Raw genomic sequence first — 19326 nt, forward strand, 5'->3', positions numbered from 1 at the left:
GCACAGCGTAACCGTCCGATATGCCCAGAGTGTCCGTGCGTGTCACGATGAGGGAACCCATCCCCCCGACACTCACGAGGAGTGACACTCATGGGTAAGCAAGAGCGATCTGCCCGCCGGCGCGAGCAGGGGAACAACCCCCAGCAGGACCCCATCCAGCAGGGTCCGCGTCAGCAGCAGGAGCCCGGTCAGGCCGGCCAGCGCAGCGATCGACAGCGCCAGCAGGCGGAGCGCGGTATGCCTGAGGACCGCGCGGCGCGCCAGCAGGAGATGAGGGACCGGCAGGCCTGAACCCCGGGTCGAACCTGTGGGTGATCGAAGGGGCGCACCAGATCGGACGGTGCGCCCCTTCGCTGCGCCACTTCTCGGCGTCGCCGCACGGCGTCACCTCGCGATCCCACCCCTCGGCGCCAACGCGCCCCGCCCTTCCGTGACATGGGCCACACACCGGCCCCGGCATGTCACACTCCGCCCGTCCGGCCCGTCCCGTGTATGAGCGCCCACGGGAGGCAAGGGATGTCCGAGAGCACCACCCCGAAACGGACCGAGCAGCGGGCAACGGGAGGCGAACGCGTCGCCGACTGGGCCGACGGACGGCTCGGCATCTACGGAATCAGCCGCAAATACCTCCGCAAGGTCTTCCCCGACCACTGGTCGTTCCTGCTGGGCGAGATCTGTCTCTACACGTTCATCATCCTGATCATCACCGGCATCTATCTGACCCTGTTCTTCCACCCGTCGATGAACGAGGTGGATTATCACGGCAGTTACCTCCCGCTGAACGGCGTCCGGATGTCGGAGGCGTACGCATCGACGCTCGACATCAGCTTCGACGTACGCGGCGGACTGCTCATCCGGCAGATTCACCACTGGGCCGCGCTGATCTTCGTCGCCGCCATGCTGGTCCACATGATGCGGCACTTCTTCACGGGGTCGTTCCGCAAACCCCGCGAGCTGAACTGGGTGTTCGGCTGGCTGCTGCTCGTACTCGCCCTGTTCGAGGGCCTGTTGGGCTATTCACTCCCGGACGACCTGCTGTCCGGTACGGGGCTGCGTTTCGTCGAGGGCGCGCTCCTGTCCATACCGGTCGTCGGAACGTATCTCTCGTTCTTCCTCTTCGGCGGTGAATTCCCCGGCGACGACATCGTGGCCCGCTTCTACTCCATCCACGTCCTGTTGCTGCCCGGCATCATGGCGGCGCTGGTCGTGACGCATCTGATCCTCGTCGTCTACCACAAGCACACCCAGTTCCCCGGCCCCGGAAAGACCGAACGCAACGTCGTGGGCGCGCCGTTCTTCCCCGTGTATCTCGCCAAGGCGGGCGGATTCTTCTTCCTGGTGTTCGGTGTCGTGACGGTGATCGCGGCGATCGCGGCGATCAACCCGGTCTGGTCGTACGGCCCTTACCGCGCCGACCAGGTCTCCACGGGCGCACAGCCCGACTGGTACCTGGGATTCGCGGAGGGCCTCGTCCGCGTGATGCCCGGCTGGGAGATCACCCTGTGGGGCCACACCCTGGCCCTGGGCGTGTTCATCCCCTTCATCGTGTTCCCGCTGATCCTGCTCATGATCGGCGTGTATCCGTTCATCGAGGCGTGGATCACCGGCGACCACCGCGAACACCATCTCCTGGACCGCCCCCGAAACCGCCCGGTGCGCACGGGACTTGGCGTCGCCTGGCTCACCGTCTTCTTCGTGGCGCTGATCGGCGGCGGCAACGACATCTGGGCGACGCGCTTCCATCTCTCCCTGAACGCCGTCACCTGGTTCGTGCGGGTTGCCCTTTTCGCGGGCCCGGTGATCGCGTTCGTGGTCACGCGGCGGATCTGCCTCGGGCTCCAGCGACGGGACCACGACAAGGTGCTGCACGGCAGGGAGACGGGCCGGATACGGCGACTGCCGCACGGCGAGTTCGTGGAAGTCCACGAACCCCTGGAGCAGGGCGAGTTGTACCGCCTCACCCAGCACGAACAGCCCATCCCGCTCGAAGCACTGCCGGACACGGACGAGCACGGCGTACGCAGGCGGGTGCGGCGGGCGGAGCGGCTGCGGGTGGCGCTGTCGCAGTGGATGTACGGGGACAGGGCCCAGATCCCGAAGCCGCGTCCTATGGTCGACGCGGGAGTTCAGGGCGAGGAGCAGGCGCCGGCATCGACGACGCGAAAGCCCCCGACAGCAGGGTCGAGTGCGCCGCGTACGTAACCGTTGGGTGCCGCCGCGGTCTGCTGGAGGAAGTCGACCACCTCCCGTGTGATCACCTCGCCCGGCAGGACGTTCGGGATTCCGGGGGGATACGCCGCCAGGGTGTCGGCCGAGACCATGCCCGCGGCGTCCTCGGCGCGTACCGCCCGGGAAGGGCTGAGGAAGGCCTCGCGCGCCGTCATCGGCGCGGGTCCGGGGGGCGGCAGCCGCGGGCGGTCGGCGGTGGGCGCGCCGTCCGGCGGTGCGGACGGGAGGCAGTGCAGCGCTTCCACGAAGCGATCCGTGTCCGGGACGGACCCCGCTCCCACCACCGCGACGATCGCGGAGTCCGTCGCCACCTCGACCATGATCTGGTGGTCGCGTGACAGCCGGTGCCGCGCCTCGTGGCCGCTGATGCCACCGCTGCGGGTGTCGATCGCGATCCGCAAGGGATCGGCGGCGGCGATGTCGGGGAATCTCCCGAAGGTGTCGCTGACGACGGCGAAGCGGCCAAGGCTGCGGATCACCCGTCGCATCTGGTCGGCGGCGGACACGGAGGCTCCGATGACTGCCCTGTCGCGTACGAGAGCGGCGCGCGCGACGTCGAGTGAAGCTGTCAGGAGCGCGCTCGCGCTCGTCGACTGGACCAACCGGAAGGCACGGTCGACCAGCGGCTCAAGCCGCTCGGCGAACGGCCCTTCGGCGAGGTGCAGCATCGCCGCCTGCGTGAGACTGCCCGCCAGCTTGTGCGTGCTTGAGACGACCAGATCGGCCCCCTGGGCGAGGGCGCCGGCCGGCAGGTCGGGATGGAAGCCGAAGTGCGAGCCCCAGGCCTCGTCGACGAACAGCGGTACGCCGGCGGAGTGCGCGGCGTCGGCCAGGCCGCGGACGTCCGCCGCCGCACCGAAATAGCTGGGAGTGACCACGTAGGCGGCCGCGGCTTCCGGATGCTCCGCCAGCGCCTTGGCCAGGCCCTCAGGGGTGATGCCGTGCGCGATGCCCTGGTCGGCGTCGACCGACGGATGCACGAAGCGGGCGCGCAGGCCCGAAAGGACAAGACCGTCGATGACACTCGAATGGACACTGCGCTGGACGACGAGTGCGCGGCCAAGGGACGGAGCCACGAGCGAGGCGATCTGGTTTCCCTGCGACGCCCCGTTCGTCAGGAACCAGGTGCGGCGTGCGCCCCAGGCGTCCGCCGCAAGGTCGAGGGCCTGGGCCAGCGGTGATCCGGTGCCGAGATCGAGGCCCTCGAGGAGAGGCGGGAAGTCCAGGCGGAGGGCGTCGGGGCCCATGAGCGACGTCAGCTGATCGAACCGGGCGGTGTCCGCCCCGTGGCCGGGCACATTCAGCCTGAGCCAGCCGCGGCCCGCATGGGCCCGCAGCGCCGCGGCGTACGGAGCATGGTGCTGACCTGCGGCGGCAGGACACTGTGCGGCGATTGCCGCGGTGGCGGTGCTGTTCACGCCGCCGAGCGTCGCAGGCATTCAGCCATCGAGGAACACAGGAGTTACCTGCACCCCTCCATATGCTGTCTATATGCTTGAGCTTCGTCAGTTGCACGTCCTTGCGGCGATCGCGCGCGAGGGGTCGCTCGCGGCGGCGGCCCGGATGCTGCACTACAGCCAGCCGACGATCACCCACCACCTGGCCGCGCTCGAATCCCATTTCGGTGCCCGGCTCGTCCAGCGCGGACCCCGGGGAGCCGAGCTCAACGAACTCGGCGCCACCCTGCTGCCGCATGCCGAAGCGGTCCTGGAGCGGCTCGGTCTGGCCGAGCGGGAGCTCCGCGACCTGGCCGAGCGGGGCACCCGCACCCTGCACATCGGGACCTTCCCGACCGCCGGCGCCCTCCTGCTGCCGCCCGCGGTCAAGGTGTTGCTCCAGGCCGACGTGCACGTCTCCATGACCGAGGGTGAACTGCCCACTCTGCTCAAGGGGTTGCGGGCCAGGGAGCTGCACGCGGCGCTCGTCTTCTCCCAGCCGGGCGACCGGCTCGACCTCGACGACGACTTCGATCTGCATCCCCTGCTGCACGACCCGCTGCAGTTGGTGCTGCCGGAGGACCACCGCTGCGCCGGCCAGACGCACGTCCGCCTGGAGGACCTGCGCCAGGACAACTGGATCGGTGCCGCCGATCCCGGCGATCCCTGCGACCGCGCTCTCGCGCGTGCCTGCGCGAAACACTCGTTCCAGCCCGTGCACACGCTGCGGACGGACGACTACGCGGTCGTCCAGGGCTTTGTCGCCGCGGGCGCCGGAGTGGCGGTGATCCCCCGCCTCGCCCTGGGGACGCCGCATCCGGACGTCGTCCTGCGACAGCTCGAAGGCGAGCCCCTGGCGCGCGAGATCAGCGTCGTCACCCTGCGCACGTCGGCGGCCTCCACCATCGCGACCTTGATGGACTGCCTCGACCGGCAGGCGGGAGAGATCCGGCGACGCTGGGCGGATGCCGATGCCGATGCGGGTGCGGGTGCCGATGCCGCGGTCGGCGCCGATGCCGACTCCGTGCCGGAGTGACACCTTCCGGTTGTCTCGACCCCAATGCCCGAAGCGCCCCGAGGCGCGGCGTGACAAGGGTCGCACCTGAATCCGGAGGCGATGGACGCGCTGTCGCCGCGTGCCCCCTGATCTTGGGCTTACCCGCTGGTAGACAGCTTCTGCCAGTGATTCCACCGGTGTTGCGGAAGATCGCCTGCGTGTTAGCGTCCCGGACCGTCGGGGGGCCGACCTCGCTGAGCGAGAGGAATTCCGTGGGTCACATGCACCATCTGGCAGGCGGCTGGATCACTCCGGCCCTGTCGTACGCCATGGCCGTCGTCGGCAGCGCGCTGGGACTGCGCTGCACCGTCCGGGCGTTGGCCGCCGAAGGAAAATCGAAAAGGAACTGGCTCGTCACCGCGTCGATCGCGATCGGGGCCGGCATCTGGACGATGCACTTCATCGCGATGCTGGGCTACACCGTCGACGGTACGGCGATCCGTTACGACATCCCGCTCACCCTGCTGAGCCTGATCGTCGCCATCGGAGTCGTCGGGGGCGGCGTCTTCATCGCCGGTTACGGCGGCTCCCGCATCCGGTCCGTCCTGCTCGGCGGGCTCGGCACCGGGCTCGGCGTCGCCGCGATGCACTACATCGGCATGGCCGCGGTCCGGCTCAACGGCGACCTTTCGTACGATCCCGTCGTCACCGCCGCTTCCGTGGTCATCGCCATCGTCGCCGCATCGGCCGCGCTGTGGGCCGCGCTCACCATCCGCGGCCCCGCGATCGCCGCCGGCGCCGCCCTCGTCATGGGCCTCGCCGTCAGCAGCATGCACTACACGGGCATGGCGGCCGCCTCCGTCTCCGTCCACGCCGGAACCACCGCACTCGACGGCGCGAGCGCCACCTCCTTCATCCTGCCGCTGGCCGTGGTCCTCGGCTCCTTCCTCTTCCTGACCTGCGCCTACGTCGCCCTGTCGCCGAGCGCCCAGGAGCGTGCCCAGAACGAGGCCGCCGCACGGCCGCTGCGCGAGGTGGAGCTGCCGGCCGCCTGAGGCCGCGTCGCAGCCCAGCACTCCCCCGCGCCCTTCGCGCCCCCTCGCCTCTCCCCCTCTTCCGCCCTCTTTCCCCCTCCCCCCAACACTCCTGCTCCGCCAAGGAGACGCTTCGCCATGCCCGAACGCCCTCTGCTGCCCGAACGGCTGCGCCCCAAATCCATCAGAGCCAAGGTCGTCACGCTGCTGACCGTCCCGGTCGTCTCGCTGATGGCCCTGTGGGGCCACGCCGCGGTCACCACCGCATCCCAGGTCTCGGCCACCGAGCAGCTCAAGGAGATCAACTCCGCTCTGATCAGGCCCATTTCGGATTTCACCACGGCCGTACAGGCCGAGCGCACCGCGGCCGTCGCCCACCGCGCGGCCCCGAGCGCCGCGACCGAGAGTGCCCTGGACGCTGCCGTGTCCCGTACCGACAAGACCGTCACCGCCCTGCGCTCCGGCATCGCCTCCGACACCACCGACATCGCCGCACTCGACGCCTCGCTGCCGGACCGCATCAAACGGCTCCAGGACAGTGCCCGGGCGCTCACCGCGACCCGCGCGTCCGCCAAGGACCGCACCACTGGAGCGGACGCTCTTCTCGCCCGCTACACCACCGCCGTAGAGCGGGCCTTCGCGGTGCGTACGGGGCTCTCCGGCGCCGAACGCGGAGAGCGGAACGAGGCGCGCTCGGACTCCCGTGACGTGATCGAACTCGCCCGTGCCCGCGAGGCGTTGAGCCGGCAGGACGCCGTGCTGGGAGCCGCCAGGGCGACGGGAGCCATGTCACCCGTGCAGTACCGCGCGTTCGTCGGGGACGTCGCGCTGCAGCGTGAGCTGACGCGAGCAGCGGTACCGGACTTGAAGCCGCCGCACGCGGGCGCGTACCACCAGGTCCTCGACGCCGAGGCCGCCAGCCGCGTGACCGAAGCCCAGGACGCCGTGCTGAACGCCGGTGCCCCCCCCGTGCCGTGGGCGCCGTGACAGCCGAGCAGTGGCGGGCGGATGCGGCGCCGACCCTCTCCGGCCTCGCCGACGCCGAACGCCGGGCGACGGCGGCGGGCACGACAGCCGAGCCCTACTCCCTTTCCACGCTGGGCAGTTCGGGCCTCGCGGTGATTCTCGGCCTGGTCGGCGTCGCGGTGTCCTTGCTGCTCTCCGTACGGATCGGACGCGGCCTCGTCACCGACCTCACCGGGCTGCGCAACACCGCGCTCGACCTCGCCGCCACCCGCCTTCCGGCCTCGATGCGCCGCATCCACAACGGCGAGGACATCGACCTCGACCAGGAGGCGCCGCTCGCCCGCACCGAAATCCGGGACGAGGTCGGGCAGGTCAGAGCCGCGCTCACCACCGTCCAACGTGCCGCCCTGCGTGCCGTCGCGGGCCGGGCCGCCGTCCTCACCGGCATCTCCGGCGTGTACGTCAGCCTCGCCCGCCGCAGTCAGGCGCTGCTGCACCGCCAGTTGGCGCTTCTGGACACGATGGAGCGCCGCACGGACGACCCCACGGAGCTGGAAGACCTCTTCCGGCTCGACCACTTGACGACCCGTATGCGCCGGCACGCGGAATCGCTGCTCATCCTGTCCGGCTCCGCGCCGGGCCGCGCCTGGCGCAGCCCCGTGCCGCTGATCGACACCGTCCGGGCCGGCATCGCGGAGGCCGCGGACATCAAGCGCGTACGCCTGGAGGGCATACCCGATTTGCGGCTCGACGGCAGCGCGGTCGCCGACCTGGTGCACCTCGTCGCCGAACTCACCGACAACGCGGCCCAGTTCTCGCCCCCGCACACGCCCGTGGTGGTCCGCGGAGAAGAGGTCGGTGCCGGCGCCGTCCTGGAGATCGAGGACCGGGGTCTCGGCATGGGGGACGACGCGCTGGCCGCGGCCAACGAGCGTATCCGCGCGACGGACATCGACCTCCTCGACTCCCGCAGGCTCGGTCTGTTCGTGGTCAACCGTCTCGCGCAGCGCCGGCACCTCGAAGTGACGTTGCGCCGCTCGGTCTACGGCGGAGTGACGGCGCTGATCGTCATCCCGCGGCACATCCTGGAGGCCCCGCAGCCGGGTCTGCGTCCGCTGCCGGAGCCGGATCTGCCGACGCCTGTTCTGCCGGAGCCCGTTCCGCCGGAGCCCGTTCCGCCAAAGCCGGATCTGCCGGAGCCGCCTCCGCCCCTGTTGGATGCCCCGGAGCCGTCCCCCCGCCAACGCACGGACACAATCACCGGCAAGGACGGGGAACCCGCCACCGAAGACGGCCTCCCGCGCAGAGTGCGTCAGGCGAACCTCGCCCCCGAGCTGCGCAAGGGCGAGCCGGAGCCGCCGGCACCCCGCCCGACCCGGCGCTCGCCCGAGGCGGCCCGAGCCACCATGGCCTCCCTCAGTTCCGGCCGCCGCCGGGCCCAGCGGGAACAACCGGACACCACCACTGAAGGAGGTCTTCGATGACCCCGACCTACAACGTCACCAGCCTGGGCGGCGGCAGGGACGACCACTCCCCCGAGGGACCGGGGGCGGGCATCGACTGGCTCCTCGACGACCTGGTGACACGAGTCCCCGAGGTCCGGTACGCGGTGATGCTCTCCGGCGACGGCCTCTGCGTCGGGGCCTCCACAGGTCTTGGCCGCGACGAGTCCGAGCGCTTCGCCGCGATCGCCGCGGGCTTCCACTCCCTCGCCAAGGGCACGGGCCGGCACTTCGACGCGGGCGGCGTCGTCCAGACGATGGTCGAGCTGGAGGGCGGCTTTCTCTTCGTGGTGGCCGCGGGCGACGGCTCGTGCCTCGCCGTGTTCACGGACGGACATGCCGACATCGGCCTGGTGGCGTACGAGATGGCGGTCCTCGTCGAGCGCGTACGCGAACACCTGGACGTCCCCACGAGGACGGACGGCGACGACGCCCCATGACGACCCCGCCCCCGAACCCGCACGACCCGCACCCGAACCGGCCAGGACCGCACCCCGACCGGACCACCGACGCCTGGACCGACCGCTACGACGAGGCGGCAGGCCCTCTCGTCCGCCTCTACGCCATGACCGCGGGCCGCGCCCACACCGACAACGGCGCCGAGCGCATCGACCTGATGGCCGTCGTCCGAGCCACCGGAGCCACCGCCGGTCCTGCGCTGCCGCCCGAACAGCGCGATCTGCTGACGCTGTGCGGCAGCGGCCCGCGCCCCGTCGCGGACCTGGCCTCGGACATGGGCCTCCCGCTCGGTGTCGTACGCGTCCTGCTCGGCGACCTGACGACCCACGGCCTGATCAGCATCACCCCGCCCGCCGCCCCCGCACACACCGCACGCCCCGACATCCCTCTCCTGCGAGAAGTGATCAATGGCCTCCGCGCACTCTGAACACGCCACACCCGCCGCCGACTTCACCGCCCTGAAACTGCTCGTCGCCGGCGGCTTCGGCGTGGGCAAGACCACCCTGGTCGCCTCGGTCAGCGAGATCCGACCCCTGCACACGGAAGAACAGCTCACCGAGGCCTCCCGCCCGGTCGACGACCTTCAGGGGGTGGAGACCAAGACGACCACGACCGTCGCCATGGACTTCGGCCGCATCACCCTGGCCGACGACGTCGTCCTTTACCTCTTCGGCACCCCGGGCCAGGACCGTTTCTGGTTCGTCTGGGACGAGTTGGCCACCGGCGCCCTGGGCGCGGTGGTCCTCGCCGACACCCGCCGCCTCGCGGACTGCTTCGCGGCGGTCGACTACTTCGAGAGCCGCGGCATCCCTTTCACCATCGCCGTGAACTGCTTCGACGGCGTCCGCACCCACACCCCCGAATCCGTGCGCCGCGCCCTCGACCTGCCGCCCGACGTGCCCATCAGCCTGTGCGACGTACGAGACCGGGCATCGGCAAAGGACGTACTGATCGCCCTGGTGGAACACGTCATACAGCACAACGTCAGTTCCGCAGGGCGGGGATGACCTCCGCCCCGTACCCGTCGATGACCCGCTCCCGAGCGTCATGCATCGCGTACACCGCGAACTGATCGACCCCGAGGGCCTTCAACTCCCGTAGCTTCGCGACCTGTTGCTCCGCCGTCCCGATGAGACAGAAGCGGTCCACGACCTCGTCCGGCACGAACGCCGTGTCGGGGTTGTCGGCCCGCCCGTGGTGGGAGTAGTCGTAGCCCTCGCGGGCCTTGATGTACTCCGTCAGCGCCTCGGGGACCACGTCGGAGTGTGCGCCGTACTTGGCCACCAGGTCCGCCACATGGTTGCCGACCATGCCGCCGAACCAGCGGCACTGCTCGCGGGCGTGCGCAAGCGCCGCCGGTGAGTCGTCTTCCGTGAGGTACGCGGGTGCCGCCACGCAGATCTTCACGTCAGACGGGTCGCGGCCCGCAGCCGCGGCCGCGTCGCGCACCGCCTTGATCATCGTCTTCGTCAGGTAGGGGTCGGCGAGTTGGAGGATGAAGCCGTCGGCCTCCTTGCCCGCCATCTTCAACGCCTTGGGTCCGTACGCCGCCATCCAGACCGGTAGTTGGGCATCCGGCTTGATCCAGGGGAAGCGGACGACCGTGCCGCCGCCCAGGTCCGCTTCCCCGCCCGAGGCCAGCGTCCTGATCACCTTCATGGCCTCGCTGATCCGGGCCAGCGTGTTGGGCTTGCGGCCCGCCACCCGCATCGCCGAATCGCCACGTCCGATGCCGCACACCGTGCGGTTGCCGTACATGTCGTTCAGGGTCGCGAAGGTCGACGCCGTCACCTCCCACGTCCGCGTGCCCGGGTTGGTGACCATCGGGCCGACGATCAGGTGCTCGGTGTTCGCCAGGATCTGGCTGTAGATGACGAAGGGTTCCTGCCACAGCACGGCCGAGTCGAAGGTCCAGCCGTAGCGGAAGCCGTTGCGCTCCGCGCGCTTCATCAGGCTGATGACCTGCGAAGCCGGCGGGTCGGTCTGCAGGACGAGTCCGAAATCCATGGTGCGTCGCCTCTCCTAGCCGAGGTAGCCGAGGTACTGGATTAGCCGAGGTACTGCGTCACTAGCCGAGGTACTGCGTCGTGCCGCGCGGGACATAGCAGCCGTGCCCGGCCCGCCCCGTGAACTTCCGCTCGTCGATGACCACTTCGCCCCGCGACAGGACCGTCTCCACCTGCCCGGTGACCCGCTTTCCCTCGTACGCCGAGTAGTCCACGTTCATGTGATGCGTCTCCACCGACATGACCTGCGAGGCATGCGGGTCGTAGATGACGACATCCGCGTCCGCGCCCGGCGCGATCGTGCCCTTCTTGCCGTACAGGCCGAACATCCGCGCCGGGCTCGCGCAGGCGATCTCGATCCAGCGGCGGCGCGTGATGTGGCCGTCCACGACGGCCTGGTGGAGGAGGTCCATGCGGTTCTCGACACCCGGCAACCCGTTCGGGATCTTGGAGAAGTCGCCGCGGCCCAGCTCCTTCTGGCCCACGAAACAGAACGGACAGTGGTCGGTGGACACCACCTGGAGGTCGTTCGTGCGCAGGCCCCGCCACAGCGCCGCCTGATGCTCGCGCGGGCGCAGGGGAGTTGAACAGACGTACTTCGAGCCCTCGAAATCCGGCTCCGCCAAATTGTCCGTGGAGAGGAAGAGGTACTGGGGACACGTCTCGCCGAAGACCGGAAGTCCCTTGTCCCGCGCGGCCGCCAGCTCCGCGAGGGCCTCCTCCGCCGACACATGGACGACGTACAGCGGAGCCCCCGCGACCCGTGCCAGCTGGATCGCGCGGTGGGTGGCCTCCGCCTCCAGGAGGGCCTTGCGCACCTCTCCGTGGTAGCGCGGATCCGTCTCGCCGCGTGCGAGGGCCTGCTCGACCAGGACGTCGATCGCGATGCCGTTCTCGGCGTGCATCATGATCAGCCCGCCGTTCGACGCCGAGCGCTGCATGGCGCGCAGGATCTGCCCGTCGTCGCTGTAGAAGACCCCCGGATACGCCATGAAGAGCTTGAAGCTGGTGATGCCCTCCTCCACCAGGAAGTCCATCTCCTTCAGCGACCGCTGGTTCACATCGGAGAGGATCATGTGGAAGCCGTAGTCGATGGCGCACTTCCCGTCGGCCTTCGCGTACCAGGCGTCCAGGCCCGCGCGCAGGGACTGCCCCTGGCTCTGCACCGCGAAGTCGATGATGGTGGTGGTGCCGCCCCAGGCGGCCGCCCGGGTGCCCGTCTCGAAGGAGTCGGAGGCGAACGTGCCGCCGAACGGCAGCTCCATGTGCGTATGCGCGTCAACTCCCCCCGGAATCACGTACTTTCCGGTCGCGTCGAGCACGCGGTCCGCGGTCCACGCTTCGGCGGCGTCCGTGCCGTGCGCGGCGAGCGCGGCGATCCGGCCGTCCTCGATCAGCACGTCGGCGTGGGTCTCCTCGGCGGCGGTGATGACGAGACCGCCGCGGATCAGGGTGCGGGTACTCATGGTGGGGCGCTCCCTTTCAGGCTTGGGCGTACGCAGGTACGTACATGCGGGCGGGCGTGGCGGGTTGGGGCTGGAGAGGTGGCGGGCGTGGATTACACGCCGCTCAGGGCTCGTTCCAGGATCGTCGCCCCCTCCTCCGCCTCCGCGACCGTCAGCGTCATGGGCGGCGCGATGCGCAGCACGCTCGTGTCGTGGCCGCCGCCCTTGCCGATCAGGAGGCCGCCCGCGCGTGCCGCTTCGAGCGCGGCGGCCGCCGCCCGCGGATTCGCCTCGCCCGTCGTGGGATCGACCAGTTCGATGCCGATCATCAGGCCGCGGCCCCGCACTTCGCGTACGACGGGGATCTGGGCGCAGATGGCGCGCAGCCGCTCGATGAGGAGGCCGCCGACGCGCCGGGCGTTGCCCTGGAGGTCGTGTTCCAGGAGGTAGGTGAGGTTGGCGTTGCCCGCCGCCATCGTGACCGGGGAGCCGCCGAACGTCGAAATGGAGTTGGAGTCGAGGGAGTTCATGACGTCGGCGCTCGCCACGACGCCGCCGATCGACATGCCGTTGCCGATGCCCTTGGCGAAGGTGAGCATGTCCGGCGGGCCGCTCGCGGCATGCGCCTGCCAGCCCCAGAAGTGGTCGCCGGTGCGGCCCCAGCCGGTCTGCACCTCGTCCGAGATCCACAGGATGCCGTGCTCCCGCAGGACCTCGCGGAACGCTGCGTAGAGCCCGTCCGGCGGTGAGGTGAAGCCGCCGACGCCCTGCATCGGCTCGGCGATCAGCGCCGCCGCTCCCCCGCGCGCCTGCCCGAGCATGTCCCGCAGGTCGGCGACGCAGGCCTCGGTGAACTCGGCGTCGGTCAGCTCGGCGTACGGGCCGCGGCCGCGGACGCCCCCATGGACGTACAACGTCTGGAGCGGCGAGAGGCTGGTGGGCGACCAGCCGCTGTTGCCGGTGATGCCGACGGCCGTGAAGGAGCGGCCGTGATAGCTGTTGCGCATCGCCAGGATCTGGTTCGAGCGGCGGTGCGCGGTGGCCAGGAGCAGGGCCGTGTCGTTGGCCTCGGTCCCCGATGTGGTGAAGAAGACGCGGGCGTCGGGGATGCCGGAGAGGCCCGCCACGCGCTCGGCCAGGTCGATCATCGGCCGGTTGAGATAGAGCGTGGACGAGTGGATGATCCGGCCGGCCTGCTCGCTGACCGCCTTGGTGACCTCGGGCAGCGCGTGCGCGGTCATGGTGGTGAGGATGCCGCCGAAGAAGTCGAGGTACTTGCGTCCGTCCGCGTCCCAGACATGGCGGCCCTCGCCATGGGTGATCTCCAGCGGCTCCGCGTAGTAGAGCGCGAGCCACTCGGGCAGGACGGACTTGTGGCGGCTGTACAGATCCCTCACGGCTGGACCAGCCCTTCGTACGCGTCGGGACGGCGGTCGCGGTAGAACGCCCACTGTTGGCGTACTTCCTCGATCAGGCTCAAGTCCAGGTCCCTGACGACGAGTTCCTCGGTCTTGTCGCTCGCGGTCTCGCCGACGAACTGGCCGCGCGGGTCGACGAAGTACGAGGTGCCGTAGAAGTCGTTGTCGCCGTACTCCTCTACGCCCACGCGGTTGATCGCGGCGATGAAGTACTCGTTGGCGACGGCGGCCGCGGGCTGTTCGAGCTGCCAGAGGTAGGCGGAGAGGCCGCGGGATGTGGCGGAGGGGTTGTAGACGATCTGCGCGCCGTTCAGGCCGAGCTGGCGCCAGCCCTCGGGGAAGTGCCGGTCGTAGCAGATGTAGACGCCGACCTTGCCGACCGCGGTGTCGAAGACGGGCCAGCCCGCGTTCCCCGGCTTGAAGTAGTACTTCTCCCAGAATCCCTTGACCTGGGGGATGTGGTGCTTGCGGTACTTGCCGAGGTACGAGCCGTCGGAGTCGATCACGGCGGCGGTGTTGAAGTAGAACCCGGACTGCTCGACCTCGAAGACCGGCACGACGACGACCATGCCGGTCTCGCGGGCCAGCGCCCGCATGCGCGTGACGGTGGGTCCGTCCGGCACGGGCTCGGCCCAGCGGTAGTGCTCGGGCTCCTGGACCTGGCAGAAGTAGGGGGCGTTGAAGACTTCCTGGAAGCCGATGATCTTCGCACCCTGGCGGGCCGCCTCGCGGGCGTGCTCCTCATGCTTGGCGATCATGGATTCGGTGTCGCCGGTCCAGGTCGCCTGGACGAGTGCGGCGCGTACGACGGTGGCCATGAGAGCTGCTCCTTCGCAAGTCCGTGATGGGACGTCAGAGAGCTTCTACGCCCGTAGACTTGATGCGTAGATAGGAGAACGTAAGCCTCGTCGACCTGCTGGGCAAGACCATCGCCGTTAACCGGCGGAGTCGATCATGTTTCGCACCCGAGCGGGCGAGAAGCGATCACCCGGCGATCAGGACACGAGCGCCGCCTGGCGGCGTCAGACGGCGTCAGGCACTGAATCCGGCCACGCGCAGCGCGTGCACCAGATCCCAGTGGTGCTCGTCCGACACGCCCTGGGCCGCCCCCAGGAGCAGCGGTATGAGGCGGTAGGGATCGGTGTGCGCGCAGCCGGCCGCGTCCTCGGCGGTACGGACGCGGAGATAGGCGTCGAGCAGCGCACGGGCCTCGCGCTCGCGGCCTGCGTCGATCAGCGCGAGCACCGCCTCGGCGATCTCCGGCGCGGGCCGTGCGACGCCCTGCCGCAGCAGCTTGCGGCAGTCGTCGGCGCGGCCCGACCCGGCGAGCGCGTCGGCAAGCGCGACGAGCCGGTCGGGCGGCAGCGACGCGGCCTCCCAGAGCAGCGTCGACCAGTCGGCGCCGAGGCCCGCGCGGTGCAGTTCACCGGCGAGCGCCGGGAGGCGGCCCGCGGGCCAGCCCGCCGCTTCGACGAGCACACCGTGTGCCTCGCCGCTGCGGCCCTCGCGGCGGAGCCTGACGAGTGTGGCGACGGCTTCGGCGGTGGCGCGGTCGCCGTCGCGGTCCGGTCCGATGAAGACACTGCCGCTGTCGCTGTCGACGTCACCGGAGGCCGGTTCGCGGGCCCCGTCGTCGGCGTGCGCGTACCGTGCGCCGCGCGGAGTGCGCCCGGCGGACTGCGGCGCGGCCATCTCGGGTACGACGACGGGGTCGGCGGCGTCCTCGTCGAAGCCGGCGAAGCGGGCGCCGCGCGGTCGGCGGCGCGGGGCGGCGGCCGGCTCGGGGACGCGGGGCTCCTCGGGAGCGGGGGCAGCATCAGGGGCGGAGTCGAAAGGTGCCGCGCCGAAGTCCGGCGGTGAGGCATCGCCGCCGGACTGCCCGTACTCCCCGTGCGCCCCGTACTGCGAGTACTCCGTCTGCTCCACGTACTCGCCATGCTCCGCGTACTCGGTGTACTCCGCCGACGCGGCATCGACGTCGACACCGACCCCGTACGACGAAACCCCGGCGTCCGGCGTGCCCAGGTCGACCCACTGGGGACGGTCCGCCTGCTCCAACCGCTCGATGCGTTCCCGGAGTTCGGTACAGCGCGCCGTGGCCCGCTCATGGTCGTCCCGCACCCAGGCGAGGTCACGGTTGAGCCGTTCCACCTCGTCGGACGTCACCGCGGCGGCGAGCGAACGTCCGAGCTCCGCCTGCCGTTCCACCGCGTACCGCTGCTCGGTGATCATCATGTCGAGGCGCTCGCCGAGCAGCCGACTGCCGCCGGGCCGAGCGTCGTACGCCGCGAGCGAGGCGGCGTGCAGGGCGCGCGCCCGCCGCGTCTCCTGCTCGGCGGCCCGCTCCCCGTACGCCGCGGCGAGATCGTGCAGCAGCGCCTCCACGACGTCCCAGGGCGGCACCTCCGCGCCGTCGACGCAGGCCTGCATGCCGTCGGGGTCACGCGACCAGAACACGCCGCACCACCCGGCGCCGGAGTCGAGCCGCGCCAGGAGATCCCGCAGATATATCGCGAACTCCCGTACCTGATCCGGGAGTTGTCCTACTGCCATCCGAGCCAGCACCGCCCCATGGAGCCTGGAGTCTTCCGGTCCGGAAGATAACACCAGTCGTGTTACGGGACGACTACACGCAGTTTTCCGCCCGGCCCGCAGCGCCTCACACGGGCCCGTCCGCACGGTGAGCCAGGACGGACCCGCACAGCCGGCGCAGGCCCGCGTGGAGCTCGTCCGGATCGGCTCCCTGGCCGGTCAGATGCTCGACGAGGTCACCGCGGACGGCGGCGAGCAGGGCGTGCGCGAGGTAGCCGGCCGCCGCGTCGCCGTGTACGCCGGACAGCATCCCGGCCACTTCGGAGTGGCACAGGTCGTAGGTGGGGTTGAGGTAAGGACTGTCGGTCTCGGCCCGCTCCAGGGCGAGCATCAGCGCGCGCTGGTTCAGCTTGAGGTCGAGCAGCGCCGCCAGCAGCGCGGGCAGCCGCTCATCGTCCGGCGCTCCCGGCCCCAACGGCGGCGCCCCGTGCAGGACTTGTTCGCGCAGCTGCCGGGTCTCCTCGACGACCAGCGCCTTCAGCAGACCGGTGCGGTCGGAGAAGTACCGGAAGACCGTGCCCTTGCCGGCTCCGGGGCCTGCCGGTCCGCGCGGGGAGCCGCAGCCCCGCACCGGGCACCCGCCAAGTCCGCTTCGACTGGGCGGATCCCGCCACCCACGGGCCCGCGCTCTGCGATGTCTGCGCCGTCTATCTCGTACCGCCCATCGGTGACGCCGATCCCGCCCGCGTGATGCTGCCGTTCCTGGAACGCGCGCGGGACGGGGGCGTACGCCGCTTATCACCCGGTCTCCACCGGGGAGTTCCGCGCGCGGCTTGAGCGGCGACTGGAGCTCAGGCAGTGGGGGCGCCGTATGCGTCTGCGGGTGCGTCATGGCTTGTCGCGCCCGCGCGGCGGAGCCGCATATGTCACAGCCCCGCGCCCCTTCGGGCGCCCACGGCGGCGCGTCATGGCTTGTCGCGCCCGCGCGGCGGAGCCGCATATGTCACAGCCCCGCGCGCCTTCGGGGCCCGTGGATCAGACCGGCACCAGTGCGCACGCCTTTGCCACCTCGTCCAGGGAAAGGCCCAGCGCCATCGCCAGCGCCGACACCGTGAAGAACGCGGGCGTCGGGGCCCGGCCCGTCTCGATCTTGCGGAGTGTCTCGGCGGAGAGTCCGGCGGTCGCGGCCACCTCCACCATGCTCCGCTCGCCACGCGCCGCGCGCAGCAGCAGGCCGAGTCGCTCGCCGCGTTCGCGCTCTTCGGGGGTCAAGGGGGTCCGCACCATGCGCCCATTCTAATACCGACCCCACCCCGAGGACCATTCTCATACCGGTATAGTTATTGGAGCGATCGGCCCGGGCGGAGGTTCGCGCATCCTCACAGCACTGTGACACCACCACGACATCGGCAGCGTAGATCGTTCGTACGATGCTCCGGTGACACACGAGATCATTGACTACGGACAGTTCGCCGACCGGCTGGGGCGTCAACAGGGTCGCCCCCGCTGGTCGTTGCTCGACGAGGTGCAGCGGGAGTGGGGCTATGTGGACCCGGGCGGCGAGCCCGGACACTCGCGCTGGGGCGGTGAGAACCAGGAGGGGGGCATCGACTGGGAGCTGCCCGTCCCGCAGGCGCTCAACGAATGGTGGGACTCGCCGCTCAATTCGTTCGCCTTCAACCCGCGGCTGTACTGGGTGCACACCCAGTGGCCGCCGAAGCTCTCCGAGATGGACGTGGACGAGGACAGCGGGCTCATAGGCCCCGGTGACGACGACCGCGTGTGCGTCTTCATGTCCGAGTACCACTACGCCCATGAGTGGGGCTACTTGGCCGCCGAGGCCGGACTCCCCGACCCCCGGGTCGTCGTGAGCATCGGCGGCAAGTGGGTGGTGCAGAGCCGCTCGCTCTCCGAGTTCCTGATGCAGCTGGCCTTCGAGCGGATGCCCGCGCACTACGGATATACGCTGCGGTTCGGCCGCGACACCGTCGACGCCGACCCCGAGGTCGTACGGCGCCTCGAGGCCTCGTACCGCGAACTGGGCCTGCTGCCCTGGCAGGAGATGGGCACGGACGCCCTCTCGTACGGCGCTCCGGACGCGGTGATCCGGCACGGCCGCGGCCCCGGGGCCGACTTCAAGATCGTCATCAACGCGCGGACCCGCACCGCGCTGCTCGACGTCGCCCGCACGCTGGGCCTGGAGTGGACCGACAAGGACATCAGGCCGCCGGCCGAGGTGCCCGAGCCGCTGGAGGACCTCGGCCCGGTCGCGCTGCAGGCCGGGGACGCCGATGAGCGCGGGCGGTGGACGGTCCTGACCCGGCAGTACCCGCAGCCGCCGGTGGTGGCCGGTGAGGCGGCGGCGCTGGTCGAAGAGCGCAGCACGCTCAGGGCGGTGGCCTGTCTGCAGGGTCCGACGATGGTGGTGGCGGGCGACACGGAAGGCCGGGTGCACGTCCGGGAGACCGACGACGAGGACCCCGAGACGATCACGCTCACCCTGCACCGCGCCCCGGTGACCTCCGTGACCTGTCTGGAGCTTGCGAGCACGCGCCTGGTCCTGAGCGGCGACGCGAACGGCGTGATCCGCTACTGGTCGACCCGCCGCAAGCCGATGCGCTCGCCGTTCGCCCGCAGGAACACCCCCGTCAACTCCCTGGCCGCCGCCGTCCTGCCGACCGGTCCCGCGCTCGCCGCGGCCTGGGCGGACGGCCTGGTGCGCGTCTGGGACCTGGTGTCGGACGCGGTCGCGAACCTGCGCCTCGGCACCGGCATCAAGTTCCTCGGCCTCGACACCGACGGCACCCTGCGGGTCACCGACGCGGAGTCCACGGCGGCGCTCCGCCTCGACCTGGCGAAACTGTGGCCGCACCGCGACCTCCAACTGCGCCTGGAGGACGTGGACTGGGGCTCGCTGTGGACCGCGCGCGGCCCCGGCCACATGGTCCCCGAGCTGATCGGCAAGGTGGCGTCGGACGACAAGAAGACGGCCATGGACGCGGTGCACGACCTCTACCGCCTCCTCGTCTCCAAGGAGGCGGCGTCGACCGCCGCCGTCCCGGCCGTCCCGTTCCTGGTCGAGCTCATGACGGACCCGGACAACAAGTCCCGCAGCACGCTGCTCCTGCTCATCGCGGACCTGGCGGACGTCCACCAGGCCCGCGGCGGCCGCGGCGACGCCCAACTCGCGGCTGTACGTGAGGCGTTGCCCGCCCTGCGGTTTCTGCACGACGACCCGGAGGGTTCCATCCGCTGGGCGGCGAACGAGCTGGAGCAGAACTGCGCGCCCCGCTAGGGGCATG

18 protein-coding genes and 1 pseudogene are annotated in these 19326 nt (G+C 70.6%); 11 read left to right on the forward strand and 8 right to left on the reverse strand.

Going from position 1 to position 19326, the window contains the following annotated elements; all coding sequences use genetic code 11:
* Positions 1–90 precede the first annotated feature (90 nt).
* Together AB0G47_RS05830 and AB0G47_RS05835 are read left to right on the forward strand one after the other, a co-directional pair.
* The gene (locus tag AB0G47_RS05830; RefSeq protein ID WP_360764449.1) at positions 91–291 is read left to right on the forward strand and encodes a hypothetical protein; all 201 of its coding nucleotides are present in this window, start codon (positions 91–93) and stop codon (positions 289–291) included.
* A gap of 225 nt (positions 292–516) precedes the next feature.
* A complete protein-coding gene (locus AB0G47_RS05835; RefSeq protein WP_360764451.1) occupies positions 517–2202 on the forward strand; it encodes a cytochrome bc complex cytochrome b subunit in 1686 nt (561 codons plus the stop codon).
* On the opposite strand, the gene AB0G47_RS05840 is transcribed toward AB0G47_RS05835, so the two are convergent.
* Positions 2127–3647 carry an aminotransferase class I/II-fold pyridoxal phosphate-dependent enzyme gene (locus tag AB0G47_RS05840; protein ID WP_360764453.1) on the reverse strand — a complete coding sequence of 507 codons (1521 nt, stop codon included), beginning with the start codon at positions 3645–3647 and terminating at the stop codon, positions 2127–2129. The genes AB0G47_RS05835 and AB0G47_RS05840 overlap by 76 nt on opposite strands.
* Positions 3648–3720: 73 nt before the next feature.
* Between AB0G47_RS05840 and AB0G47_RS05845 the strand changes: the two genes are divergently transcribed.
* The 7 genes from AB0G47_RS05845 (at position 3721) to AB0G47_RS05875 (ending at position 9630) form a co-directional block, all read left to right on the forward strand.
* On the forward strand, positions 3721–4701 hold the full coding sequence (locus AB0G47_RS05845) for a LysR family transcriptional regulator (RefSeq protein ID WP_360764455.1): 981 nt from the start codon (positions 3721–3723) through the stop codon (positions 4699–4701).
* A gap of 233 nt (positions 4702–4934) precedes the next feature.
* On the forward strand, positions 4935–5717 hold the full coding sequence (locus tag AB0G47_RS05850; protein WP_360764457.1) for an MHYT domain-containing protein: 783 nt from the start codon (positions 4935–4937) through the stop codon (positions 5715–5717).
* A 117-nt stretch (positions 5718–5834) separates the two neighbouring features.
* On the forward strand, positions 5835–6683 hold the full coding sequence (locus AB0G47_RS05855) for a nitrate- and nitrite sensing domain-containing protein (protein ID WP_360764459.1): 849 nt from the start codon (positions 5835–5837) through the stop codon (positions 6681–6683).
* The gene (locus tag AB0G47_RS05860) at positions 6680–8146 is read left to right on the forward strand and encodes an ATP-binding protein (protein ID WP_360764461.1); all 1467 of its coding nucleotides are present in this window, start codon (positions 6680–6682) and stop codon (positions 8144–8146) included. The genes AB0G47_RS05855 and AB0G47_RS05860 overlap by 4 nt, the downstream gene beginning before the upstream one ends.
* Positions 8143–8604 (forward strand): roadblock/LC7 domain-containing protein, encoded by a 462-nt coding sequence (locus AB0G47_RS05865; RefSeq protein WP_360764462.1) that lies wholly within the window; start codon positions 8143–8145, stop codon positions 8602–8604. Before AB0G47_RS05860 ends, AB0G47_RS05865 begins: the two co-directional genes overlap by 4 nt.
* The gene (locus tag AB0G47_RS05870) at positions 8601–9050 is read left to right on the forward strand and encodes a DUF742 domain-containing protein (protein WP_360764464.1); all 450 of its coding nucleotides are present in this window, start codon (positions 8601–8603) and stop codon (positions 9048–9050) included. Before AB0G47_RS05865 ends, AB0G47_RS05870 begins: the two co-directional genes overlap by 4 nt.
* Positions 9031–9630 carry an ATP/GTP-binding protein gene (locus AB0G47_RS05875; RefSeq protein WP_360764466.1) on the forward strand — a complete coding sequence of 200 codons (600 nt, stop codon included), beginning with the start codon at positions 9031–9033 and terminating at the stop codon, positions 9628–9630. The genes AB0G47_RS05870 and AB0G47_RS05875 overlap by 20 nt, the downstream gene beginning before the upstream one ends.
* Here AB0G47_RS05875 and AB0G47_RS05880 read toward each other — a convergent pair.
* From AB0G47_RS05880 to AB0G47_RS05905, 6 genes are all read right to left on the reverse strand, one after another.
* A complete protein-coding gene (locus AB0G47_RS05880; protein ID WP_360764467.1) occupies positions 9608–10630 on the reverse strand; it encodes a TIGR03842 family LLM class F420-dependent oxidoreductase in 1023 nt (340 codons plus the stop codon). The two genes, AB0G47_RS05875 and AB0G47_RS05880, sit on opposite strands and share 23 nt — an antisense overlap.
* Positions 10631–10691: 61 nt before the next feature.
* Positions 10692–12095, reverse strand: a complete 1404-nt coding sequence (gene hydA / locus AB0G47_RS05885) for a dihydropyrimidinase (RefSeq protein WP_360764469.1) — start codon at positions 12093–12095, stop codon at positions 10692–10694.
* A 92-nt stretch (positions 12096–12187) separates the two neighbouring features.
* Complete coding sequence (locus AB0G47_RS05890) at positions 12188–13471, reverse strand: aspartate aminotransferase family protein (protein WP_360764470.1); 1284 nt, start codon at positions 13469–13471, stop codon at positions 12188–12190.
* Positions 13468–14310, reverse strand: a complete 843-nt coding sequence (locus AB0G47_RS05895) for a nitrilase-related carbon-nitrogen hydrolase (RefSeq protein ID WP_360764472.1) — start codon at positions 14308–14310, stop codon at positions 13468–13470. Before AB0G47_RS05895 ends, AB0G47_RS05890 begins: the two co-directional genes overlap by 4 nt.
* A 214-nt stretch (positions 14311–14524) precedes the next feature.
* A complete protein-coding gene (locus AB0G47_RS05900; RefSeq protein ID WP_360764474.1) occupies positions 14525–16045 on the reverse strand; it encodes a hypothetical protein in 1521 nt (506 codons plus the stop codon).
* Positions 16046–16151: 106 nt separating this feature from the next.
* Complete coding sequence (locus AB0G47_RS05905; RefSeq protein ID WP_360764476.1) at positions 16152–16655, reverse strand: TetR/AcrR family transcriptional regulator; 504 nt, start codon at positions 16653–16655, stop codon at positions 16152–16154.
* Here AB0G47_RS05905 and AB0G47_RS05910 point away from each other — a divergent pair.
* Positions 16622–16819, forward strand: a pseudogene (locus AB0G47_RS05910) (ergot alkaloid biosynthesis protein); the annotation flags it as partial. The gene AB0G47_RS05905 and the pseudogene AB0G47_RS05910 overlap by 34 nt on opposite strands.
* A 240-nt stretch (positions 16820–17059) precedes the next feature.
* Here AB0G47_RS05910 and AB0G47_RS05915 read toward each other — a convergent pair.
* Positions 17060–17311, reverse strand: coding sequence for a helix-turn-helix transcriptional regulator (locus AB0G47_RS05915; protein ID WP_360764478.1), 252 nt, complete (start codon positions 17309–17311; stop codon positions 17060–17062).
* A gap of 151 nt (positions 17312–17462) precedes the next feature.
* Between AB0G47_RS05915 and AB0G47_RS05920 the strand changes: the two genes are divergently transcribed.
* Positions 17463–19319, forward strand: a complete 1857-nt coding sequence (locus tag AB0G47_RS05920) for a hypothetical protein (RefSeq protein WP_360764480.1) — start codon at positions 17463–17465, stop codon at positions 19317–19319.
* Positions 19320–19326 lie beyond the last annotated feature (7 nt).

It is taken from the genome of Streptomyces sp. NPDC021622, from assembly GCF_040640795.1.
Taxonomy (GTDB): Bacteria; Actinomycetota; Actinomycetes; order Streptomycetales; family Streptomycetaceae; genus Streptomyces.